This window comes from Streptosporangiales bacterium (assembly GCA_009379955.1).
Taxonomy (GTDB): Bacteria; Actinomycetota; Actinomycetes; order Streptosporangiales; family WHST01; genus WHST01.
Window position 1 is genome coordinate 16896 of the sequence record WHST01000053.1, and the last position, 23866, is coordinate 40761.

The window sequence follows — 23866 nt, forward strand, 5'->3', positions numbered from 1 at the left end:
ACCGCCGACACCCAGCCCGTGGTCAGCGCCCCGGCGAGCGCTCCCGCACCCGGCGCAGCGTGGAGCAGGCCGACCGTGCTCGCGTCGCCGCCGAGCACCACCGTCCCGATGACGGGGAAGAGCGCGCGCGGCATCCCGAACACCATCGCGTTGAGGTCGATCAGCATCACCTGCTGGATCAGCGGCACGCTCCGCAGGTAGCGCCACCCGTCGCCGATCGCCCGTATGGTGAGGCGTCCGCTCGCACCCGCCGGACGCTGCGGCCCGAGGCGGACGAGGGCCAGCGCGGTGAGGAACGCTGCGACGGCGGCGATCCAGTACGTCGCCGCGATCCCGAGCCGCGCGATGACCACGCCGGCCACTGCGGGGCCGACGATCTGGGCCGTCTGGTTCAGGGTCTGGTTCAGCGCGAAGGCGGCCGGCATCTGCCTGGTGCCGACGAGGGTCGAGATCATCGCCGTCCTGGTGGGCGCCTCGACACCCGAGAGCCCGGCGTTGATCGCGATCAGCACGAAGATCGGCCAGGTGCGCTCGCCCCAGGCCGAGTTCAGCGCGAAGCCGACCGTCGACGCCGCCACCAGGACCTCGACGCCGACGAGCAGCCGGCGCCGGTCGAAGGCGTCCGCTGCGGTGCCACCGAGGATGGAGCAGACGACCAGCGGAGCGATCTGCACGAGTCCGACCATGCCGACGAGCAGCGTCGACCCGGTGACCACGTACACCTGGTACGGCACCGCGACGACGAGCAACTGGCGGGCGAGCGCGCTGCCGATCTGGCCGAGGTAGAGCCAGCGGAAGCCCGGACTGGTCCGCAACGGCGTGACGTCGACCAGCACCGAACGCAGCAGACGGACGAACCGTCCCGCTGGTCCGCTCATGCCGTACGGCCCTCCCGCAGCAGGAGGCAGCCGCCGAGCAGGCCGACGGCCGCGACCATCAGCCACGCCGGTGTGAAGCCGTGCTCGGCTGCCACGAGGCCGAAGACGACCGGGCCGACGAGGCCGCCGGTGAGTGCGCCGGAGTGCACCACCCCGCTCGCCGCCGCGGGCGTCCGCATGTGCGCCTGCACGATGCCGAGCTGCAGCAGGCCCGGCCAGCCCCAGCCGGCGACGAACGCGACGAGGGTGGCGACGACGAGCGCGGCCGTGCCCGACCCGAAGGCCAGCAGGACGAGTCCGAGCGTGCCCGTCGCCATCATCAGGCCGGCGGCGCGCAGCGACCGGGTCGAGCGCCGCCCGGCCAGCCAGCCCCCGACCAGCCGGGTGACGATCCCCGCCACGCTGGCGCAGCTGAGCAGCAGGCCGGCGGTGGCGAGCGACCGGCCGGACGCGACGGTCGACTCGACGTAGAACGCGCCGAGCGAGTTGGCGGCCACCGTGCCGCAACAGCTCGCGGCGGCCACCCGCAGCAGGGAAGGGAACAGCGCGGGGTCGATCCTCACCCGCGGCTGCCTCGGCAGTCGCGACGCGCGGCCGCCCGGCGCCGACACGGCGACGACGACCAGCAGGGTGACGGCGACCAGCGCCGCGCCCGCGAACGCCCACCGCCACCCGATCGTGAGGCCGACGACCGGCACCGCGGCGCCCGCGAGCAGCGTCGCCGTGGGGACGGCCGACTGCTTGACGCCGAACGCGAAGCCCAGTCGGTGGGCGGGTATCCCCCGCGCGAGGGCGAGGTTCGCGGCGGGCTGGATCAGGCCGTTCGACATCCCGCCCACCGCGAGGCAGGCGGCGAGGACGGGCAGGGAGCGGGCGAGTCCGGCCACCGCCCCGAGGGCGGTCACCGCGAGCGCGACGCCCAGCGCCAGCGTCCAGCGCGCCCCGAGGCGTTCGGCGATCCTGCCGCCGGGTATCGCCGTCAGCGCGGACGCGCCGTAGAAGACGCCGATGACCAGGCCGAGCCCCGCCTCGTCGAACGCCAGGTCGGCCCGGACCAGCAGGGCCAACCCGCTCACCAGGAAGTTCGGGAGCACGCCGACGACCGTGCAGGCGACGGCGGCGCCCATCAGCAGCGACGACCGCATGCGTCCCGGTGGCGCGCTCACCCGGCGGTCGTCACGAGCAGACGACCAGGTAGTCGTCGTCGACGGTGACCCGCAGCGTCTCGACGGTGTACGCGCGGACGCGGGTGCGTGTCGGGTCGAACCAGGACCGTCCGGTGGCGAGGTCGAACTCCCAGTTGTGCCAGGGACAGGCGAGGAAGCTGCGACCGGGCTCGTGGTCGTACTCGCCCGGCGACGATGACCTCAGCGAACCGACGACGTCGCCCTCGCACAGCGGCGCCCCCTGGTGCGGGCAGGTGTTCCTCAGCGCGTAGTACCTGCCGCCGACGTTGAAGACCCCGATCGAACGTCCGTCGATCTCGACGATGCGGCGACTCCCCGGAGGGAGCTCGTCCGCACGTCCGATCACATGGCGGGGCATCGGAAGGGACTCGTTCTGAACGTCGCCACTGCCCGCCCCTCTCACCGTTCAGTTCGGCTGCGAAGTCGGCGACAGCGGAGCAAGCCGGTAGCAGCGTGTGGCGTTCCCGTACCGCACCTTGTCCGCCGCGGCGGGCGGCAGCCGGTCCACCAGCGCCATCGGGTCACAGCCGTGGTCGTGCGGGAAGTCGGTGCCGTACATCAGGACGTCGTCGGAGCCGATCTGGTCGACGATCGTCATGACCTGGTCGCCCGTCGCGGGCGCGTCGACCGGCTGGACGCTCATCGTCACGTGCCGGCGCACGTACGCCGACGGCGGCTCCTCCACCCACGGCACCTCGCGCCTGATGCCGCGCCACTCCTTGTCGAGCCGCCACATCAGCTGCGGTAACCACGTCCAGCCGCCCTCGAGCAGCGCGACCCGGAGGTCGGGGAAGCGCCGGAACGCACCCTCGAGGACGAGGCTCGAGAGCTGCGCCTGCATCACGTGCGCCATGCCGACGTACTCCTCGAGGTAGTAGCTGGGCCAGCCCACGGGAGTCGGCGGCGTCCACGTCATGCCACCGAAGTGCACGCCGACGGCAAGTCCGTGCCGCTCGGCCGCGGCGAGGATCGGGTAGTAGTTCCTGTTGCCGTACGGATGCGTCGCCCGTGCGGGGAGGAACACCTGCACGACCCGCTCGTGACCGGCCATCCGTTCGATCTCCGCCGCGGCGAGCTCCGGGTACTGCGGCGGCACCACGACGCTGCCGAGCAGCCGGTCGTCGGCGCTCAGGCACTCGTGCACGAGCCAGTCGTTGACCGCGGCGCTCATCGCGACGGCGAAGTCGGGCGGACCCATCGCCTCCACCCCGTAGTGACAGTTGACGACCGCACGCGTACCGGGGTCGTCGCCGAGACAGTCCGTCCGCAGCGCGCGCAACGCGTCGTCGAGAGTCGCGCCGAAGCGTGCACGTCCCGACGTCCGCGCGCCGGGCGGGTACGTGCTCGTCGTGGCCATCGTGCCGGTGAAGCCGGCGACCGCGATGTACTCGTTCCAGTGCTCGGACAGGTACGGTGCGAGCTGCCCGACGGTCGGCGTCGGGACATGCACGTCGCAGTCGACGAGGGGCGCGCGGACGGCGCGCTCAGGCGGCACGGTCGATCCCGTACAGCGAGGCCGCGTGGTCGTACAACACCGCGCGCCTGAGCTCCTTCGACATCTCGCGAGGCAGGGCGCGGTCGGGCGCGTCGAAGTCCCAGTGCGGGTAGTCGCTGGAGAACAGCAGCCGCTCGGTGACCCCCAGCTCGTCGAGTTGGTCGAGCAGCTGCGTGAACTGCTCGGGTCGCTCCGGTTCCTCGATCGGCTGCGTGGTGTACCAGAAGTGGCGACGCACGTAGGTCGACGGGAGCTCGTCGACGTGCGGCACCTCGTGACCGAGCAGGTGCCATGCGCGGTCGAGCCGCCAGCTCAGCCACGGCACCCACGCGAAGCCGCCCTCCTGGCAGATCCACTTCAACGTCGGGAAGTGCGTGAACACGCCCTGACAGACGAGGCTGGCGACGTGGGCGTGGAACGCCTGCGGGTAGCCGGCATGGTCCTCGAAGTAGTAGGAGGGGAATCCCGCACCGGTGATGGTGTTGCCGCCCACTCCCCCGACGTGGACGGCCACCGGCAGGTCGTACTCGACCGCGGCCTCGTAGATCCGCCAGTACCTGCGGCTGCCGAGTGGCTCGCGTGTCCTGAGGTTCAGCAGCACCTGGACGAACCTCGGGTGGTCCGCGAGCCGGCGGATCTCCGCGACGGCGAGGTCGGGATCCTCGTACGCCACACAGATCGAGCCGTACAGCCGCGGCTCGGGATCGATCCACCGGTCGAGGGTGTAGTCGTTGAGCGCGGTCGTGAGCGCCGCGGCGTACTCGGGGAACTGGCTGCCCATGAAGATCTGCTCGAGCGGGTTGAGGATGCCGACCGTGATCCCCCACCGGTCGAGATGCTGGTCGCGCATCAGCTGCAGGTCGCTGCCCGGCGCTCCCGTCTCCGGCCACGTGTCCGCGCGGGCGGCCATGTTGCGCGGGCGCGTCGGGAAGAAGGCGATGGAGTTCGGGCTGCGGATGCCGAACTCCTCGTGGTAGCGACGCCACCGTGCCGGCAGGTACTCCCTGATGGTGTTCGCGTCCGGCAGGTAGTTGTGGATGTCGGTGTCGATGATCGGCCCGTGCCGTCGCGGCCGGGTTGAATCCAACATTCTGCAGACTATACTACGCAACAACACTCGCGCGCGGATAAGGAGCCACGATGGCGAACACCGACGGTGCCGGAGGTCGGATCAGGCTGCGACGCGACTCGCAGCAATGGGCGTTCGACCGCTTCGTCAACGAGACCGGCCGGGTGTTCCACTGGCAGCAGAACGGCCGCGGACGGCTACCGGCCGCCGTCAAGCAGCACGACATGATCAGCAAGCACGTCGGCCGCTCGGCGGCAGCGCTCGAGCGCATCGCCAAGTCCGAGGCCGAGGCAGGGCACGACCTGACGGCCCTGGAGTTCTACTTCGACGCCGCGTCGGCGTACGCGCAGGCACAGCACCCGGTCTTCGCACTGAACGACGAGAAGCGCCACCTGCACGGCGGCGTGCTCCGCTGCTACGACGAGGTGCGCCGTCTCGCCCCGACTCCCATCGAGAAGATCGACGTCCCGTTCGAGGGCAACACCGTCTCCGGCTACCTGCACCTGGCCCCGGTCGACGGCCCCGCGCCGCTCGTCTTCTTCATACCCGGCTGCGACATGACCAAGGAGATGGTCCCGCATCCCCTGTTCAACTTCGCGACCAGCCGCGGCATGCACCTGTTCGTCTTCGACGGGCCCGGCCAGGGCGAGTCGAACCTCCGGGGCCTGAGGCTGACGCTCGACAACTATGAGCGCGCCGCGAGCGCGGCCCTGACCGAGCTGCTCGCCCGCCCGGAGGTCGACGAGAGCCGCGTCGGGCTGTACTCGCTCAGCTTCGGCTCCTACTGGGGCGCACGCTTCGCCGCGACCGACCACAGGATCGCCGCGACGGTGATCCTCTGGGCATCGATCTCCGACAAGTACTACCTCCTGGAGGAGGAGTCTCCGCGCTACAAGCAGCTCTTCGCGTTCATGACCGGCCTCGAGTCCGAGGCCGAGCTCGACACCTTCCGCGACAACTTGGCCCTGGAGTCGGTGCTCCCGGAGATCGTCGGCCCGACCCTCTTCACGATCGGCCAGTACGACCCCCGTAGCCCCCTGGAGGACGTCTACCGCCTCGTCGACACCGTCACCGCACCGACGGAGCTGTGGGTCTTCGAGGACCAGCACCACAACACCAACATGAAGGCGTCGTTCGCCACCCAGTGGCTCGGCGACCATCACTCCATGTCGGCCGACTGGCTGAAGGACCGCCTCGACGGCAAGCCGATCGCCCAGCCGGGCGAGACCAAGTGGATCGCCCCCAAGGGCCACAGCCCCAACGACCCGGCCGTCCCGAGAAAGCGCCACTGGTTCGACTAGCACATCACCTCACCAACGTGGACTTCACCTCGTCCCTGCACGAGGTGAAGTCCACGTTGATCACGTCAACGTGATCAACGGGGCAGGAGGCTCGGCGGCGGGCGCAGGCCCAGGTCCGACGCAAGGGCCGACAGCCGCTCGACGACCTCTTGCTCCAACGGGAGCCCGTCGGCCAGGGCGCGCGACTCGTGCAGGGCCTCGATCTCCCCCGGGACGTAGACCCGCGACACCCCAGGCGCGCGCGGTGCCGCCGTGATCTCCTCGCACAGCGCACGCACCCGGTCCTGGAAGAGCGCGAACGCGCTCTCCGACGACACGTCGATGACGAGCAGGAAGTAGCCCGTGTCGCTCGGGGTGTCCGGGTCGTAGAGCCAGTTGCCGACTCCGCTCGCCATCGCCGCGCCGGACAGCGCCGCCGCGAGCGTCTCGATCATCAGGGCGAGGCCGTAGCCCTTGTGGCCCTCGACCGGGAGCAGGGCGCCGCGTTCGACGAAGAAGTCCTCCGGGGCGGTCGATGGCTCACCGTCGGGGTCGAGGATCCAGCCGAGCGGCACCTGCTCACCACGTTGCGCGGCCAGCCGGATCTTGCCGCCGGCCACCTTGCTCATCGCGATGTCGAGCACGAACGGCGGCGCGCCGGTGCGCGGGGCGCCGAAGCCGAGCGGGCTGTTGCCAATCGACCGGCTCCGCGACCCGGTGACGGCCATGATGGGCGGGGTGTTCGACGCCATCAGGCCGACGCATCCCGCCTCCGCGCACATCAGGGCGTAGTGGCCGGCGGCGCCGAAGTGGTTGGCGTTGCGGACCGACACCATCGCGAGCCCGTGCTCGCGCGCACGCTCGATGCCCAGCCGCGTGGCGTACGACGCGACGACGGGACCCACGCCCGCGCGGGCGTCGGCGGCCACGAGCCCGCCGCGATCGGTCTCGTGCACCAGGCGCGCCCGCGGATCCGCGCCGCCGTCGCGCAACTGCCTGACGTACTGGTGCAGGTACGCGACGCCGTGGCTCTGCACACCGCGCAACGACGTGCGGACGAGCACGTCAGCACCGGCCGCGGCACCCTCGGCGTCGACACCCGACGCCTCGAACGCGCGCCGTGCGAACAAGCGCAGTTCCGCCGCGTCGACGACCACCGGCGCATCCGTCACGTGGTACCGCCGAGGCCCGTGCCCTTGAACACGGGCTTGCGCTTCTCCAGGAACGCCCGGACGCCCTCGCGGTAGTCCTCGGTGTCGAACGCCGCCCGGCGCAGCGCCAGCGTCTCCTCGGTCTCGCGCGTCAGCCCGCCGAGCAGCATCTCGACGACGCGCTTGGTGCCCTGCACCGAGTACTGCGCACGCGACGACACCGCCTCGGCGTACTCGGTCACGTGGCGTTCGAGTGAACCCTCGTGGACGTCCTGGACGAGGCCGATCTCGTACGCGCGTCGCGCGCCGATCGTCATGCCGGTGAACAGGATGCTCTTCGCATGCGCGGCTCCGACGAGATCGACCAGTCGCTTGGTGACGGCGACCGGGTAGACGATGCCGAGACGCGCCGGCGTGATGGCGAACTTCGCGGACGTGTCGCAGAACCTGAGGTCGCACGAGAGCGCGAGCCCGCAACCGCCACCGACGCACGCCCCTTGGATCATCGCGATGCTCGGCTTGACCAGGGTGGCGAGGGCGTCCTGCGCCTTCGCCGCCGCCGCGTCGTACGACTTCGTGCCCTCCGACGAGGCGCGCAGCGTCTGGAACTCGCTGATGTCCGCGCCTGCCGAGAACGCCGCGTCGCCCGCACCGCGCAGGACAAGCACCCGCAGCGCGTCGTCCTTCGCGAACCGCGCGAGCAGCTCGGCCAGCTCGACCCACATCGCGTACGTGATCGCGTTGCGCTTCGCGGGCCGGTTCAGCACGATCGTCGCCACGCCGTCGCGCGCCTCCAGGTAGACGTCGTCCTCGCTCATCCGTGCACCACCTTTGCCGACCGTGCCGCGTCGTACACCGTGCCGTCGTCGAACAGCTCGCCGACCTGCGCGGCGGTGAGACCGCTCTCGGTCAGGACGTCCCCGGTGTGCTCGCCGACCCCGGGTGACGGCAGCCGCAACCGCAACGGAGTGGCGGACAGCTTCGCCGCGGGCACCAGCGTCCTGATCGTCCCCATCGTCGGGTGCTCGACCTCGGTGACCATGCCGCGCGCGAGCATGTGCTCGTCGGCGAGCGCCTCGTCGTACCGCAGCACGGGCCCGCCGGGTACGCCCGCCGCGTCCATCCGTTCGACCCAGGTCCGCGTCGGCTCCGCGACCGTGACGCGTTCGATGTCGGCCTCGAGCGCCTCGACGTTGGCGAGGCGCGCGTCCTTGTCCGCGTACCGCGGGTCGGCGAGGAGCTCCGGTGCCTTCAGCACGTCGGTGCACAGCACCCGCCACATCGGTTCGGTGTTGCCGCCGATCGTGACGTAGCCGTCGCTCGTCCGGTACGCCTGGTACGGCGCGTTGCGCCGATGCCGCGTGCCCGACTGTTCGGGCAGCTCGCCGCTGCCGAAGTACGCGGCGGCCTCCCAGACGGTGAGCGCGAGGCCCGCCTCGACGAGCGACAGGTCGATGTACTGTCCCTCGCCGGTCTGCAGCCGGTGGATGTACGCGGCGAGGACGGCCTGCACGGCGAGCGTGCCCGCGACCAGGTCGTTGACGGCGAAGCCGACCTTGGCCGGCCGCTCGTCCGGCTGCCCGGTCATCCGCAGGAACCCGCAGAGGCCCTGCGCGATGATGTCGAAGCCCGGCCGGTCGCGGTACGGCCCGTCCTGGCCGAACCCCGTGATCGAGCAGTAGACGACGTCGGGACGCTCCGCCCGCACGCTTGCGTAGTCGATACCGAGCCGCTCGGTGACGCCCGGCCGGAAGTTCTCGACGACGACGTCGGCCGTGCGCGCGATCGCCATCAGCACGTCACGACCGCGCGGCGTCGACACGTCGAGACCGATGCTGCGCTTGTTCCTGTTGACCATGGCGAAGCAGTAGCTCTCGCCGTTCACGTACGGTCCCAGCGCCCGCACGTCGTCGCCCGCCGGCGGACGTTCGACCTTCACGACATCGGCACCCATGTCGCCGAGCGTCATCGTGCAGTACGGGCCCGAGAGGAACCTGGTCAGGTCGAGCACTCTCATCTGGTTCAGCGGCAGCATCTCGCCCGGCCTCCCGGACTGGGGCGCGCGGTGAGCCGTCCGCGCTCGGAGCCACGATGCTATATCATATTGTCGATATGATCGAGGTCAGGGATACAGACGGACCACGGCGTCGGCGGCGCGCCAGTGTCCGTTCGCGTACACGACGGGGTTGACCTCGAGCTCGTCGACGACGTCGCCGTACGTCACGGCGATCTCGGAGAGTCGCGCGACGAGAGCGGCCAGCTGCGGCTCGTCCGCGCCCGGGGCGCCACGGTAGCCGCGCAGCAGCAGGTGTCCGCGCAGCGAGTGGATCAGGCCGAGCGCCTGCTCGACGTCGAACGGCGGCACAGCGAGCGCGACGTCGTCGATCGCCTCCGCAAGGCTGCCGCCCGTGCCGACCACGACGAGCGGCCCGAGCGCCGGGTCGGTGACGAACCCCGTCACCATCTCGATGCCGGGCGCGTACTCCTCGACGAGGTAGCCGTCGACCTCGGCGTCAGGCGCGGACGTGCGGACGTTCCCGGCGATCGCCTCGCAGGCGCGCCGCACCGCGTCGCCGTCGCGGAGATCGAGCTCGACGCCGCCGAGGTCCGTCTTGTGCGCCACGTCGCGCGAGACGACCTTGGCCACGACCGGGAACCCGATGCCCGCGGCGGCCTTCGCCGCCTCGTCGGACGTACGGGCGAAGGCGCGACGCAACGTCGGGTAGCCGAGGAGGTCGAGCGCCCGCTTGCCCTCCACCTCGGTCAGGTCGACCGCGCCGTCACGCCGAAGGTCTGTGAGGCCGGCCCTGACGTCCGGGTCGGGCTCGCCCGCCCGCACGACCGGTCGCCGCCGAACCTCGCCGAACCGCACCAGCCCGGCGACCGCGCGGACCAGGCTGTCGACGCTCGTGGTCACCGGAACACCGGCGCCACGCAGGATTTGCAGACCTTCGGCGCCGACGTCCCCGGCCAGCCACAGGTTGAGCGCCGGGGTGGTGGACGCGCGCGCGATCGCCGCGAGCTCCGCGGCCCGGTCGCGCGTGTGCTCACGCGGGTGTGGCGTCGATGCGGCCACGACCAGGTCGTACGCGGAGTCGTGGACGAACAACCGCACCACCTCGGGGTACCGCCCCGGCTCGGTGATGATGCCGCCGAGGTCGGTCGGGTTGCCCGGCGCACCGTGCTGCAGGTACGGCTCGAGGTCGCGCTGCAACCGGGGCGTCGGCTCGGGGAGCGTCACCCGTGCCTCGTCGAGCTTGTCCGCGAGCAGCACCGCCGTGCCACCCGAGTGCGTGACGACGCCGACGTCGCCACCGGCGGGCACGGGTGCCCGCGCCATCAGCTCGGCGACGTCGAAGAGCTCCTCCGGCGTGCCCGTGACGGTGATGCCCAGCGCCTCGAACACCGCGAGGTAGCGGCGCCACGGCGCGGCCATCGCGCCGGTGTGCGTGCGCATGACGCGCTCGCCCACCTCGCTGCGCCCGATCTTGCAGACGACGACCGGCTTGCCCGCCTCGACCGCGGCGCGCGCGGCCGCGAGGAAGCGCGGACCGTCCCGCACCGTCTCGAGCATCAGGGCGATCGCGTGGACGTCAGGTCGTGCGACCAGCGTCTCCATCACCTCACCTGCACCCACGTCCGCCTCGTTGCCCGTCGAGACGGTCACCGCGAGGCCGCTGCCACGCTCGGCGGCGAGGTTGTGCAGGTAGCTCGCCGTGCCGCCGCTCTGGGTCACCACGCCGACCGGACCCGGCCGCAGGCTCTGCGGCGACCGGTCGAGGCAGGTGAGGAAGCTCAGCACGACGCGTGCCGACGCGTCGATGACGCCGGCGGAGTTGGGACCGAGCAGGCGTACACCGCTGTCACGCGCCACGTCGCGTGCCCGCGCCTGCAACGCGGCGCCCTCCGAGCCCGCCTCGGCGAAGCCACCGCCGAACGCGATGGCGCCGCCGCACCCCACGGCACCGGCGTCCTCGAGCACCCGCGGCACCTGCGTACCTGGCACGGCGAGCACGACGGCGTCCGGCCCTTCCGGCAGGTCGCGTAGGGACGGGACGGTGGGGACGCCGTCGATCTCCGTCGCCTTGGGGTGCACGCCCCACACCTTGCCGCCGAACCCGAACCGGCGCAGGGCCGAGAGCACGCGGGCGCCGTGCTTGCGTGGGTCCGTGGACAGGCCGACGATGGCGACCGACTCGGGACACAGGAGACGGTCCAGCGCGGCGCTCATCGGTACCCGCCGAGAGCGGCGACGCCGTCCGCGCGCGCGATGATCCGCTCGGCGCGCAGCACGTTCGCCCGGTCGACCATCCTGCCCTCGTGGCGGACTGCGCCACTGCCGTCGCTCTCAGCACGCGCGTACGCGGCCAGCAGCTCGCGGCTGCGCGTCACGTCCTCCGGCGACGGGGTGAAGGCGCGGTGGATGACGGGCAGCTGGGCGGGATGGATCGCCATCTTCGCCTGGTAGCCGAGGACGCGGGCCAGCGCGCACTCCCGTTCGAGCGTCGCGTCGTCGTCGAGCGACATGCACACTCCGTCGACGGGCCACCAGAGACCGGCCGCCCTGGTGTCGCAGACGAGCCTGCTCCGCGGGTACATCATCGCCTCGCCCGCGGGAGTCCACTCGCCCTGCAGGTCGGCCATGAAGTCGCCGTCCTCGCCACTGGAGAACGCGAGGCCCACGACGCGCAGCGAGCTCACGGCGATGTCGTACGCGACGCGCAGCCCGCGGCAGCTCTCGACGAGCGGCAGGACGACGACGGACCCGAGCGCCATGTCGTGACGCGCCTCGCGCTCGGCGAGCGCCTCGTCGAGGCGGCGCATCTCGTCCACCGTCTCGACCTTCGGCAGCACCACGCCGTAGAGGTGCGGACCGACGGCCGCGTCGAGGTCCGCGTACATCTCGCCGGTGTCCGGATGGTTGGGCCGGACGAACACCGGCGGCCGGTCGGTCCGCGCGAGAGCCTCGGCCACGGCCCGTCGCGCCTGCGCTCGTGCGGACGGGGCGACGGCGTCCTCGAGGTCGTAGATCAGCGCGTCCGCACCGGACGTCGCCGCCCTCGCCAGCTTGCGGGCGTCGGAGCCGGGCGAGAAGAGCAGGCTGCGGAACGGGAGCACCTTCGTCCCTCCCCGAGGACCGTTGTCCGTCGTCAATATTTTGCATAGTGTAACAACGCTCCTCACGGCTCGGCGACTGCTCACACGCAACGGAGGCGCCCATGCCCGGCACGGACCCGATCGGACTCGTCGGTCTCGGCCTGATGGGCACGGCCATGAGCGGCCGGCTCCTCGCGGCGGGTCGCGCCGTCGTCGGCTGCGACCCGTCCCCCGCCGCACGTGACGCGCACGTCGCCCGGGGCGGCACGGTCGTCGACACCGCCGCGGACGTCGCGTCCGGGTGCGACGTCGTGCTCCTGTCGTTGCCGAACGGCGAGGTGTCGCAGGAGGTGTGCCTCGGCCGGGACGGCGTCGCGGCCGGCGCGCGCGACGGCACGGTCGTCGTCGACACCAGCACGACACTGCCCGAGCAGGCGGAGGCCGTCGCCGAAGGGCTGGCGCCGTCCGGCGTGACGTTCCTCGACGCGGCGCTCAGCGGCTACAGCGGCATGGTGGCGCGCGGCGACGTGCTGGCCATGGTCGGCGGCGACGCGACGTCCGTCGCCCGGGTCGAGGACGTGCTCGCCGCGTTCTGCCGCGAGATCAGGCACGTCGGCGGCACCGGCGACGGCATGCGCGCCAAGCTCGTGGTGAACGAGGTGCTCAGCCTCAACAGGTACGCGCTCGCCGAGGGCCTCGTCCTCGCCGAGAAGGTCGGCCTCGACCCCGCGCAGATGCTGGCCGTGCTGCAGGCGAGCGCCGCGCACAGCACGGCCATGGACATGTGGGGGCGACGCATGGTCGAGCACGACTACGCCGAACCGGCGTCGCGCATCAGCACCCACGACAAGGACGCGCAGCTGATCCTCGACCTCGGCCGCAGGAACGGCGCGCCGCTGCCGGCGCAGGCGCAGCTCAACGGCCTGGTGCGCGCCGCGATCGCGAACGGCCACGGCGACCGCGACAACGCCGTGATCGTCGAGGTCCTGCGCACCCTGGCCGGCGTCTCCGACCTGTCTACGGCGCGTAGCCCAGTGGGGCCAGGGCGTCCAGCGGGGTGACCACGTCGACCACGGTCGGGCCGTCGGCCTCGAGAGCCTTGGCGAACGCCGGCTCGAAGTCCGCCGGCCGGGTGACCCGTACGCCGGACGCGCCCATCGACCGCGCGACGGCCGCGAGGTCGACGTCGTCGAACTGCCACATCTCGTGGTGGCGGCCGCGCAGCTCGCCGCCGTACGCCTTCGTGTACGGGTTGATCTCCTGGTTCAGCGAGCGGTTGTCGTTGACCACCACCACGAGGGGGACCTTCCAGCGCACCGCGGTCTCCAGCTCCCCGACGTGGTACCAGAAGCCGCCGTCACCAGTGAAGAGCACGACCGGACGGTCGGGCACCGCGAGCTGCGCGCCGATGGCCGCGGGCAGTCCCCACCCCAGCGAGCCGGCCGCGCGGATGTAGCCCTGGCCCTGGTGGCACAGGTCGACCATGCCTCCGGTCCACATGCCGGCGTGGCCGGTGTCGGCGACGAGCAGCGCGTCGGACGGCAACAGCCGGGTGAGGTCGCCGCACAGCCGCTCCGGCCGGACCGGCGACTCGTCGGACTCCATGAACGGCCGCCGCTCCTCGACGTACTCCGCGACGAGCGTCTGGACGCGCGCCACCCAGGACGTCCGGTCGGCCGGCGAGCCGGCGGCGCCGAGCAGCGCCTGGAGCGCGAGCTTCGCGTCGCCGAGAACGGGCGTCGTCCGCGGGTAGTGGCGGCCGAGCTCCGCCGGCTCGGCGTCGACGTGCACCACCGGCGTCGACGCCGGCGGCACCTGCCAGCCGTGCGTCACCTGGCTGGACGTCTGGCTGCCGACGTACACGACGAGGTCGGCCTCGCTCACCGCGCGGTTCGCGCACGTACGGCTGTACGAGCCGACGACGCCTACGGACAGCGGATGGTCACCGGGGAAGGTGTCCTTGCCGTTCAGCGACGTCGCGACGGGCAGCGAGAGACGTTCGGCCAACGCCACGAGCTCGGCGGACGCGTCCGACGCGCGGACGCCGCCGCCGGCCACCAGGATCGGGCGTTCCGCCGACTCGATCACCCGCAACGCCTCGGCGACGGCACCAGGCTCGGGAGCCGCACGGAGTGCGGGCACCGAGGCGTACCTGGTGTCGACGAAGGTGTCGAGCTCCGCGGACGCGTGCTCGATCGGCTCGCCGGCATGGCCCGCGAGCTCGACGTGTGCCGGCCCCGGCTGACCCGTCGTCGCGTCGCGCAGCGCCTGCCGCAGGACGTCGGGCAGCCGATCGACGGACTCGACGTGCACGCTCGACTTCGTCACCGGCGCGAACATGCCGAACGCGTCGATCTCCTGGTACGCGCGACGACTGAGGCTCGACGGCACCGGTCCACCGGTGACCGCGAGCACGGGCGACCCCGCGAGGTAGGGGTCCTGGAGCCCGGCGGCGAGGTTGGCACGCCCGACGTTCTGCGCGCCGCAGAACCCGATCCGTCCCGACGCCCGCGCGTAGCCGTCGGCCATGTACGCGGCGGCCTTCTCGCCGTGGGTCACGACGCGTTCGACGCCGGTGTGCTCGTCCATCGCGATCAGCGTCTCGCTCAGGATCGTCGGGACGACGAAGGCGTGCGTGAGCCCGCACCGTTCCAGCATCGACGCGAGGAACCGCGCGCCGGTGAGCGCGGCACTCATGCCGACCCCATCGACTTGCGCGCCTCGGCGATCGAGGCACTCGCGCCCTCCTGCAGGGCCGGCAGGTCGCGATAGACGGGCAGCAGGTTGAAACCGACCTCCTTGTACCAGCTCACGTCGGGCGACGGCGGATGGATGCCCGACCACCGCCCCGCCCGCTGGCACGACGCGGCGATGCGCTCGACGAGTGCACGGTGCGAGGCGTCGCGCAGCTCCAGCATCGGCGGCAGCCCCGCGGACGACGCGAGGTCGCTCGGTCCGACGTACACGACGTCGACCCCGTCGACGGCGACGATCTCGTCGATGCGGTCGACGCCCGCCACCGTCTCGACCATGACGAAGCACACGGCCTGGTCGTCACCGAGCGCCGGCGAGTACGGCACGTGCTCGAGCGCGGGACGCAGCGCGCCCCAGCTGCGGTGGCCGCGCGGCGGGTAGCGGCAGGCATCGGCCGCCTTCGCCGCCTCCTCGGGCGACTCGATCAGCGGGACGATGATCCCCTGCGCTCCCGAATCGAGCGCCCGGCCGATCTCGCCGGGGATGTTGCCCGAGACGCGGACGACGGTCGGCGTGCCGGACACGGCGACCGCCTGCAGCATGTGCAGCATCGTCTCGTACCCGATGAGCCCGTGCTGGGTGTCGATCCCGACCCAGTCGAAGCCCGCGCGCCCGACGGCCTCCGCGGCGACCGGGTTCGGCATCTGCAGCCAGGCACCGAGCTGGGGGCCGCTGGTGGACAACGCCTGGCGCAACGATCGTGTGGTCAACGGACTCGTCCTCTCGTGGGGTGGGCGGCGTCAGGTCACGGTGTGCGACAGCGGCAACGAGGCGAGCAGGTCACCGAGGTCGAGGGTCTCGGCCACGCGTTCGAGGTGTCCCCAGACGACCCGTTCGAGGACGAGGCCCTCGGCCGCCGCGCGCCGCTCGGCGTGGTGCTCCGGCTCGCCGGGGACGACGACGCGGTCGACACCGGGCGCGGTCTCCAGCTCGTGCATCTCGTCGACGAGGAGCCGCATGCGCGCCTCGAACTCGGCGCGACCCATGAAGCACTCGACGTCCATGACGACGAACGCGTGGCCCGCGTTCGTCGGTGTGCCGGGTTCGACGAGCCACGGCACGACCGCACGCGTCATGGCCGCGCCGCTCAACGCGCCGGCCAGCACCTCGGTGAGCAGCGCGAGGCCGTAGCCCTTGTGCCCGCCGAGCGGCGCGAGCGACCCGCCGGCGGCGTACGCGCCCGGATCCGTCGTCGCGCGACCGTCGGCGTCGAGCACCCAGCCGAGCGGGATCTCCTCGCCCCGCTCCGCGGCGAGCCGCACCTTCATGCCCGCCGTCGCGCTCATCGCGACGTCGAGGACGAGCGGGAACAGCCCGGTCGGCACCGCGTAGGCGAACGGAGCGTTGGAGACGGCCTTGTGCCGTGACCCCGCGGCCGCCATGATCGGAGAGGCGTTGCTCGTGGCGAGGCCGAGGAATCCGGCCTCCGCCGCGGCCAGCGCGTAGAGGCCCACGGCCCCGAGGTGGTTGCTGTTGCGAACGACGACGACGGCGAGACCCGACGCCCGGGCCTTCTCGATCGCCACCCCCATGGCGCGGGTGGCGACGACGAAGCCGATCCCGCCCCCGCCGTCGATCACGGCGCTCACCGGGGTCTCGCGTACCCGTCGATCGCGGCGGGTGACCGCGTGCCGCCCTCGCGCAGGTTCCTGACGTGGGCGGGCAGCGTCTGCACCCCGTGCGAGTGCGTGCCCCGCAGGTCGGTGCGGACGAGCAGCCGCGCCGTCAGCGCGGCGTCGTCGTCACTCGCGCCCGCGGCGGTGAGCGCGGCGGCGCAGAAGGTGGTCAGGCGCGTGGGATCGAGACGGACGTCAGCACCCTCGATCGCCACCGAATTCACGGACAAACCCTATAGATTATAGAATTATCGGTCAAGCGGATCGCGCGTTCTTGCCGATTGTGCATGATGTATGTAATCTGATCTTCGCCTGACGGCGGACCGGCACCGACACGAGGAGGCAGCGTGGAAGCGGTGACGGCGACCGGCCTGGATGAGGCATCGACCCTGGTCAGCAGCCGCCGATGAGCGCACGTCAGACGGTCGTCGTGACCGACCAGGTGTTCCCCGACGTCGACCTCGAACGCCGCATCCTCGGCGACGCCGGCCTCGACCTCGTGGTCGCCGACGGCACGCGGGAGGGCGCACTCGCCCTCGCCGGCGACGCGATCGCGATGCTCAACACCTACCTCCCGATCGACGCCGGGTTCATCGAAGGCGCACCGCAGTGCAGGATCGTCGCCCGGTACGGCATCGGCACCGACAACATCGACATCGCGGCAGCACAGCGGGCGGACATGGTCGTCACCAACGTGCCCGACTACTGCGTCGAGGAGGTCGCGACGCACGCGCTCACCCTGGTGCTCGCACTGGTCAGGCGCCTTCCCGAGTCGATGCGCCAGCTCGACGAGGGCGCGTGGGGCGTCGACGGCATCAGGCCGGTGTCGCGGGTGTCCGAGCTGACCGTCGGCCTGCTCGGCTACGGGCGCATCGCGCGGCGGCTCGCGGAGTCCGTCCGGCTCCTCGGCGCCACCGTCGTCGCGCACGACCCGTACGTCACGTCCGTCGACGACGGCACCGCACTCGTCGGGTTCGAGGAACTGCTCCGCGGGTCCGACGTGCTCTCTGTGCACGCACCGCTCACGCCGGACACGCGCGGAGTCATCGACGCCGACGCACTGCGCCTGCTCCCGCCGCACGCCGTCGTGGTCAACACGTCGCGCGGACCGCTGATCGTCCTCGCCGACCTGCTCGCCGCACTGCGCGAGGGCCGGCTGCGCGGAGCGGGTCTCGACGTGTTCGAGGTCGAGCCACCCGATCCTGAGCAGCTGCGTGACGTGCCCGGCCTGATCGCCACGCCGCACACGGCGTTCTACTCCGAGTCGTCGCTGAAGGAGTCGCAGCGCAAGGCGGCGACGCAGATCGTGAAGGTACTGCGCGGAGAGGCACTCGACTACCAGGTGCTGCCGTGAACGCACGACCGACCACTCGCGCAGCTGTCCCGTTCGGCCGATCAGAGGAGCAGATGTGAAGGAAGCCTTCGGCGTAGCCAGCACCGACTGGAAGGAAGGCATCAACTGGCCGAACGTGCGCGAGTGGCGGCTGCGCCGTGCACGCGAGGCGATGAGCAGGCACGGACTCGGCGCCATGCTGCTCATGTTCGACGAGAACATGCGCTACGTGTCGTCGACGTACACGCCCGGCTGGAACCGTCTCAAGCCCGGTCTGCGTTACGTCGTGCTCGTCGAGGGCAAGGAGCCGATCGTCTACGAGCAGGGCGACATCGGCCAGCATCTCAAGGTGCACAACCCCTGGATCCCGCACGAGAACATCAGGTACTCGTACTCGTGGATCAAGGGCGCCGCGGGTCCGGCGTCCGAGCGACAGGTGGAGAAGTTCACCCAGGCGCTGGTCAACGACCTCGAGGACGCCGGCGTCAGGGACCAGCCGCTCGGCGTCGACTTCATCGACATCAACATGATCCGTGCGTTCGAGCGCGTCGGCCTCACGTGGACCGACGGCATGACGCCGATGATGGAGGCGCGGGCGATCAAGAGCCCGGACGAGCAGAAGGCCGTCCGCATGGTCGGGTCGATCTGCGACACGCTCCACTACAAGTTCACGAACTTCATCAAGCCGGGCATGACGGAGAACGAGATCGCGGCGTTCGGCTTCGAGAACCTCTACAAGATCCCCGGCATGGAGGACGTCGAGGACGTCATCGTCTCGTCCGGTCCGAACGCGTGGCCCAACTGGCGCAACTTCTCCGACCGCATCGTCCGGCCGGGCGAGCTGGTGATCATCGACCTCGCGGCGCTCACCTGGAACGGCTTCAAGTCCTGCGTGTACCGCACGTACTGCGTCGGCGGGAAGCCGACCGACGAGCACAAGCAGTACTACGACCTCGCACACAAGTGGCTGTGGGACGCGATCGGCGCCGTCCGGCCGGGCGCGACGACGGCGGACATCGCCTCGCAGTGGCCGTCGGCCAAGGAGGTCTGGGGGTACGAGGAGGAGGACCAGGCGGCGGCCAACTTCTGGGGCCACGGCCTCGGCCTGGCGCAGTACGACCAGCCGGTCATCTCGCGCATCTGGTCGCTCGACTACCCGCAGGAGATCCAGGAGGGCATGGTCTTCGCACTGGAGACCCAGCACGGCAAGCTGCACGAGTTCGGCGTGCGCCTCGAGGAGATGCTGATCGTCAACGAGACCGGCGCCGAAGCCGTGTCGACGTACGCGTCGCACGAGATCGTCGCCATCGACTAGCGGCCGATGTCCGAGACCCGCACCGGCCTCTCCGGCGCCGTCCTCGACCTCTTCGATCCGCGGTGCCGCGACGCGGCCGTGGCGGGTGGCAAGGCGGCCGGACTGTGTCGCGCGCGGTCGGTCGGCCTGCCCGTCCTCCCCGGCGTGGTGGTGCCTGCCGGGGAGGCCACCGAGGCACTCGCCGCGGGCGCCAAGGCTCTCGGTGAACGCGGCAGTGGCGGAGCCCGCCGCGCGGCGATGACGGTCGCCGTCCGGCCCGCGCTCAGCGAGCAGCTGCGCGTCGCCGTGACCGCGCTCGGCGGCGACGTCGTCGTCCGCTCGTCCGCCGACGTCGAGGCGTCCGGGGAGTGGTCGGGGGCGTTCAGCACCTTCTCCGAGATCGGGCCGGACGACGCCGCGACGGCCGTGCGCGGCTGCTGGGCCTCGGCGTTCGGCGTCGACGCGCTCGACCGGGCCGAGCACACCGGACGGCCGCCGGAGAGCCTCGCCCTCGCGGTGCTGCTGCAGCCGCGTGTCGTCCCCGAGGTCGCCGGGCTCGCCCGGCTGGCGGACGGGGCGGTCACCGTCGAGGCCGTCGCCGGATCGCCGGCGGCGCTGATGGACGGGCACGCCGACGGCCACCGTGTCGTCGTCGCACCCGACGGCACGGTCGGCGGGTCCGGTCACGCGGTGCTCGACGAGGCCCGCGCGCGCGAGGTCGCGGCGCTCGTCCGGCGTGTGCACGACAGGCTGGGCCACGGTGTCGTCGAGTGGGCGTGGACCGGCGGCGGGCTGGTCCTGCTGCAGAGCATGCCCGCGCCGGAGACCGCGCCTCCCCCACCCGCGCCGGTCACCCGCCTCGCCGAGCTCGACACACGAGCCGCCGACCGCGTCGCCGCGCTCGCACTGGCCTTTCCCGGCGGCGCCTGCGACGAGCTGGTGTTCCCGTGGCTGCTCGGCGCGCGCACCGTACCGGCGATACCACCCGCAGCCGCGTCGCACGCCGTCGACCTCGACGGGCTGCGCCGGCTCGCCGGCGAGCTGGCCGCGCGGGTCTGGGCTACCTCGGCGAGCGAGGCCGTCACCCGCAGTAGCGACCTGCTGCGCGCGTTGCGCGGCGACGCCCCGGGTGCGGCACTGGCGACGCTCGACGAGCTCGCCGTACCCGATGCCGACGGCGGTTCCGAGCTCCTCGCGCTGATGCTCGCGGTCGGTGAGCGGCTGGCGGCGGACGGCCGGCTGCGTCGTGCGTCCGACGTCTTCGGCTGCGACGCCGCCGACCTGGCCCGTGCGGCGGGCACGGCGGGTCACCAGTCGTGGGCGGGCGCGCGTCGCTGGGAGCCGTTCCTCGCGGCGGTCACCCAGACCCGCGGCACCACGGTCGGCGGCATCGGCGCTGCGGCCGGCATCGGCGCCGGCCGCGCACGGGTGGCCGGTGGTGCAGTACCGTCCGGACGCGGCGCCCGTGAGGTCGTCGTCGCCACGGCGCCGACCCCCTCGCTCTCGCCGTTGCTCTGGGACGCCGCCGCGCTCGTCACCGTCACCGGCTCGGCCGCGGCCCACGTGATCGAGGTGGCGAGGTCGCTCGGCGTCCCCGCGGTCGTCGCGAGCCAGGACCTCCCGCCGCTGCCTGACCTCGACGGCGCTCTGCTGGCGGTCGACGGCGACACGGGCACCGTGTCGTACCACCGCCCCACCCCGTGACAATCCAAGGAGCACCATGAACGCCGTACGCGTCGCCTCGGTCGGACTCGGCTGGTGGGGGCAGGTCCTGGCAGATCGCGCGGGCAACGCCGGACTGCAGATCGTGTCGTGCTTCGCGCGCAGCGATCACGCGCGCGACGACTTCGGCAGCAAGAACCACTGCCGGCAGGCCGACTCGCTCGACGCGGTGCTGGCCGACCCGGAGGTCGAGGCGGTCCTCGTCGCCACCCCGCACTCGACGCACGCCGGCATCGTCGAGGCGGCCGCGACGGCCGGCAAGCACGTGTTCGTCGAGAAGCCGTTCACCCTGACCGTCGCCGAGGGCAGGCGCGCGGTCACCGCGGCCGAGCAGGCCGGCGTCGTCCTGCAGGTCGGGCACAACAGGCGACGCCAACCGGCCACGCGGCGACTCAAGGACCTCGTCGGGTCGGGCGCACTCGGCGTCGTCCACCACCTCGAGGCGAACCTCTCCAAGCCGAGCGGCCTCGACCCGCGGACGGGCTGGCGCGGTGACCCCGCGGAGAGCCCGGCAGGCGGGATGACCGGCCTCGGCGTCCACATGGCCGACAACCTGATCTACCTCGCCGGCAGGCCGTCCAGGCTCGCGGCGTTCAGCCGCCGGCATCTCGGCCTCGGCATGCTCGACGACGTCACCTCGGTCACGATCGAGTTCGAGTCCGGCGCCCTGGGCGTCCTGTCCACGTCGATGGTCGTCCCGGACGTCGCACGGACGGCCGTCCACGGCACCGAGGCCGCGGCGTGGAACGAGGTCGACGGCGCGCGCTTCTACTTCCAGGTGGTGGGTGAGAAGGAGCGGTCGGAGCAACAGGTGGAGACCCTCGACACCATCGAGGACGAGCTGACCGAGTTCGCGGCCTGCGTACGGGGCGATGCCACCCCGGAGACCGACGGACGAGCCGCGCTCGAGGTGGTCGCCGTCCTGGAGGGCATCGTCGAGAGTGTCACCACCGCCCGCGTCGTCGACCTGGACGAGATCCGCGCGAGGAAGTAGCGGTCAGGCCTCGAGGAGGTGGCGGGAGCTCTCCAGCGTCTTGAGCGTCAGGTCGAGGTGACGGCGCGACAGCTTGGCGGCCGCTCCGGCGTCGTGCCTGCGCAGGACGTCGATGAACTCGTGGTGCTCCTTGTTGGCTTCCTTCATCTGCACCGGCCGCGACTGGATGGCCAGGCCGACGTACATGGCGGCGAGGTCGCGCAGCGTGCGCAGGATGTCGAGCAGGTACTTCGAGTCGACGTCCTGGATGAGGACGCCGTGGAACTGGCGGTTGAGATCGGCCCAGCGGCCGGGGTCGTCCTCGGCCTCCATCTGGGTCATCAGGTCCTCGGCGTCGGCGAAGGTCTCCTCGGTGATGACCTTGGTCGCCTGCCGCATGGCCTCGGGCTCGAGCATCTTGCAGATGTCGTGGATCTCGCGCGTCTCGTCGTACGACAGGCGGTGGACGATCGCACCACGGTGCGGGTCGAGGCGGATGAGCCCCTCGGTTGCCAGGTCGCGCAGCGCCTCGCGGACGGGGGTCGTGCTCACCTGGAGGTCGCGGGCGACATCGGCCTGGACGAGGCGGAAGCCACCGGGGATGGTCCCGCGGAGGATCGCCTGACGCAGTGAGTCCTTGACGTACTCGTGGGCCGTCTTACGACCCGCCAGGCTGGCGGCGATCTCCATTACCACCACCGCCTCTTTCCGTTCCGTACTCTCGAATATGACCGTGCAGACGACCGCATCTTTACCTGGAACCTCTCACACTACGACAACGCACATCGTCAGGCGTCGACGATCGCAGCTGTGTCGATCGTGGAGTATATAAAGGCCATCATATCAAACCTGCACGCTGATCATCTTACCTGGCACACACTCGACGACAGCTCAACCGCGCGTCGTGTCGGGCTGAACGGGCGTCACATCCGGTCGATAGCAGCCAGGTCGTCGACCGTGAGCCGCCAGTCGACGGCCGCGGCGTTCGCGCGGACCTGATCCGGCCGTGTCGCGCCCGCGATCACCGACACCACCATCGGACGCGCCGCGAGCCAGGCGAACGCGAGCTCGAGGAGGGTGTGGCCGCGTTCCGCGGCGAACGCCGACAGGCGCGCGACCCGGTCGAGGTTCTCGTCGGTGAGGCCGAGGTGCGGGCGGTTCGGCGCGAAGTTCGCCAGCCGCGAGTCCGCCGGCGCCGGCCTGTCCTTGCCGTACTTGCCGGTGAGCAGTCCACCGGCCAACGGGAAATACGGCAGGAACGTGACGCCGTTCCTCTCGCACACCTCGAGCACCCCGCGCTCCGGCTCGCGGGACAGCAGGCTGTACTCGTTCTGCACGCTCACGAACGACGCGTCGCCCTGCCGGCCGCCGGCGGCGACCACCTCCTCGAGCTGGGCGGTCGTGAAGTTGGAGCAGCCGATCTCGCGCACCTTGCCGGCCTTGATCAGCTCGGTCAGCGCGCCGAGGGTCTCCTCGATCGGCGTGTCCGGGTCGGCCGGTGGATCTGGTAGAGGTCGATGTAGTCGGTGCCCAGCCGGCGCAGGCTGTCGTCGCACGCGAGGTGAGTCCAGCGGCGACTGCCGCCCCTGTTCCGCGGGTCGTCGCCCATCGGGTTGCCGAACTTCGTCGCGACCACGACCCTCTCGCGACGTGACCTCAACGCCTTGCCGAGGAACTCCTCAGAGCGACCGTGCCCGGAGAACGGGAGGTCGCCGTACCCGTACCGGTCCGACGTGTCGAAGAAGTTGATGCCGGCGTCGAGCGCAGCGTCGACCACGTCGCCTGCCCGCCGTTCGTCGATCTTGCGCGCGAACTGGTTGCAGCCCACGCCGACCAGCGACACGGACAGGGAACCGATCGAACGAGTCTCCATGATGGTGAGTCGGCGGCGGGAGTTGCACCCGCCGCCGCTCGTAGAACCGTGCGTGACACTCTCGCGTCACACGGCTCCCGTCGTCGAGCCGCTGGGGAGTGCACCGTGTTGCCAGTGGGTGAATAGTCCCGGCTGGTTGGTGGC

20 protein-coding genes and 2 pseudogenes are annotated in these 23866 nt (G+C 71.6%); 6 read left to right on the plus strand and 16 right to left on the minus strand.

Annotated features, from left to right (window positions below; translation table 11 throughout):
• Positions 1–2: 2 nt before the first annotated feature.
• From GEV10_16715 to GEV10_16735, 5 genes and pseudogenes are all read right to left on the minus strand, one after another.
• Positions 3–878, minus strand: a pseudogene (locus tag GEV10_16715) (MFS transporter).
• A complete protein-coding gene (locus GEV10_16720) occupies positions 875–2044 on the minus strand; it encodes an MFS transporter (protein MQA80100.1) in 1170 nt (389 codons plus the stop codon). Before GEV10_16720 ends, GEV10_16715 begins: the two are co-directional and overlap by 4 nt.
• 10 nt (positions 2045–2054) lie before the next feature.
• Positions 2055–2423, minus strand: a complete 369-nt coding sequence (locus GEV10_16725; protein MQA80101.1) for a Rieske 2Fe-2S domain-containing protein — start codon at positions 2421–2423, stop codon at positions 2055–2057.
• A gap of 48 nt (positions 2424–2471) precedes the next feature.
• A complete protein-coding gene (locus GEV10_16730) occupies positions 2472–3560 on the minus strand; it encodes an amidohydrolase family protein (GenBank protein MQA80102.1) in 1089 nt (362 codons plus the stop codon).
• Complete coding sequence (locus GEV10_16735) at positions 3550–4650, minus strand: amidohydrolase family protein (protein ID MQA80103.1); 1101 nt, start codon at positions 4648–4650, stop codon at positions 3550–3552. Before GEV10_16735 ends, GEV10_16730 begins: the two co-directional genes overlap by 11 nt.
• Positions 4651–4700: 50 nt before the next feature.
• Here GEV10_16735 and GEV10_16740 point away from each other — a divergent pair, with 50 nt between their 5' ends.
• Positions 4701–5930 carry an alpha/beta hydrolase gene (locus tag GEV10_16740; GenBank protein ID MQA80104.1) on the plus strand — a complete coding sequence of 410 codons (1230 nt, stop codon included), beginning with the start codon at positions 4701–4703 and terminating at the stop codon, positions 5928–5930.
• Between the two features lie 74 nt (positions 5931–6004).
• On the opposite strand, the gene GEV10_16745 is transcribed toward GEV10_16740, so the two are convergent.
• From GEV10_16745 to GEV10_16765, 5 genes are all read right to left on the minus strand, one after another.
• Entirely contained in the window at positions 6005–7081 is a 1077-nt protein-coding gene (locus GEV10_16745) for an Ldh family oxidoreductase (GenBank protein ID MQA80105.1), read from the minus strand.
• Positions 7078–7878 carry an enoyl-CoA hydratase gene (locus GEV10_16750; protein MQA80106.1) on the minus strand — a complete coding sequence of 267 codons (801 nt, stop codon included), beginning with the start codon at positions 7876–7878 and terminating at the stop codon, positions 7078–7080. Before GEV10_16750 ends, GEV10_16745 begins: the two co-directional genes overlap by 4 nt.
• Positions 7875–9095: a CoA transferase gene (locus GEV10_16755; GenBank protein ID MQA80107.1), complete on the minus strand. Its 1221-nt coding sequence runs from the start codon at positions 9093–9095 to the stop codon at positions 7875–7877. The genes GEV10_16750 and GEV10_16755 overlap by 4 nt, the downstream gene beginning before the upstream one ends.
• A gap of 87 nt (positions 9096–9182) precedes the next feature.
• A complete protein-coding gene (locus GEV10_16760; GenBank protein MQA80108.1) occupies positions 9183–11291 on the minus strand; it encodes a hypothetical protein in 2109 nt (702 codons plus the stop codon).
• On the minus strand, positions 11288–12397 hold the full coding sequence (locus tag GEV10_16765; protein MQA80109.1) for a CoA ester lyase: 1110 nt from the start codon (positions 12395–12397) through the stop codon (positions 11288–11290). Before GEV10_16765 ends, GEV10_16760 begins: the two co-directional genes overlap by 4 nt.
• Here GEV10_16765 and GEV10_16770 point away from each other — a divergent pair.
• A complete protein-coding gene (locus tag GEV10_16770; protein MQA80110.1) occupies positions 12280–13218 on the plus strand; it encodes an NAD-binding protein in 939 nt (312 codons plus the stop codon). The two genes, GEV10_16765 and GEV10_16770, sit on opposite strands and share 118 nt — an antisense overlap.
• Here GEV10_16770 and GEV10_16775 read toward each other — a convergent pair.
• From GEV10_16775 to GEV10_16790, 4 genes are read right to left on the minus strand one after another with little or no spacing between them, the layout of a single operon-like run.
• Positions 13175–14854 (minus strand): thiamine pyrophosphate-binding protein, encoded by a 1680-nt coding sequence (locus GEV10_16775; protein ID MQA80111.1) that lies wholly within the window; start codon positions 14852–14854, stop codon positions 13175–13177. The two genes, GEV10_16770 and GEV10_16775, sit on opposite strands and share 44 nt — an antisense overlap.
• On the minus strand, positions 14851–15621 hold the full coding sequence (locus tag GEV10_16780) for a 2,4-dihydroxyhept-2-ene-1,7-dioic acid aldolase (GenBank protein ID MQA80112.1): 771 nt from the start codon (positions 15619–15621) through the stop codon (positions 14851–14853). The genes GEV10_16775 and GEV10_16780 overlap by 4 nt, the downstream gene beginning before the upstream one ends.
• Before the next feature lie 30 nt (positions 15622–15651).
• Positions 15652–16500 (minus strand): Ldh family oxidoreductase, encoded by an 849-nt coding sequence (locus GEV10_16785; protein ID MQA80113.1) that lies wholly within the window; start codon positions 16498–16500, stop codon positions 15652–15654.
• Entirely contained in the window at positions 16497–16757 is a 261-nt protein-coding gene (locus GEV10_16790) for a hypothetical protein (GenBank protein ID MQA80114.1), read from the minus strand. Before GEV10_16790 ends, GEV10_16785 begins: the two co-directional genes overlap by 4 nt.
• Before the next feature lie 176 nt (positions 16758–16933).
• On the opposite strand from GEV10_16790, the gene GEV10_16795 reads away from it, so the two are divergent.
• From GEV10_16795 to GEV10_16810, 4 genes are read left to right on the plus strand one after another with little or no spacing between them, the layout of a single operon-like run.
• Entirely contained in the window at positions 16934–17881 is a 948-nt protein-coding gene (locus tag GEV10_16795) for a C-terminal binding protein (protein ID MQA80115.1), read from the plus strand.
• 55 nt (positions 17882–17936) lie between these two features.
• Positions 17937–19175: a M24 family metallopeptidase gene (locus tag GEV10_16800; protein MQA80116.1), complete on the plus strand. Its 1239-nt coding sequence runs from the start codon at positions 17937–17939 to the stop codon at positions 19173–19175.
• A 6-nt stretch (positions 19176–19181) separates the two neighbouring features.
• Entirely contained in the window at positions 19182–20858 is a 1677-nt protein-coding gene (locus GEV10_16805) for a hypothetical protein (protein MQA80117.1), read from the plus strand.
• Between the two features lie 16 nt (positions 20859–20874).
• Positions 20875–21870: a gfo/Idh/MocA family oxidoreductase gene (locus GEV10_16810; protein ID MQA80118.1), complete on the plus strand. Its 996-nt coding sequence runs from the start codon at positions 20875–20877 to the stop codon at positions 21868–21870.
• 3 nt (positions 21871–21873) lie between these two features.
• On the opposite strand, the gene GEV10_16815 is transcribed toward GEV10_16810, so the two are convergent.
• A complete protein-coding gene (locus tag GEV10_16815; GenBank protein MQA80119.1) occupies positions 21874–22539 on the minus strand; it encodes an FCD domain-containing protein in 666 nt (221 codons plus the stop codon).
• Positions 22540–22772: 233 nt separating this feature from the next.
• Positions 22773–23722: pseudogene (locus GEV10_16820) on the minus strand (aldo/keto reductase).
• Between the last annotated feature and the right edge of the window lie 144 nt (positions 23723–23866).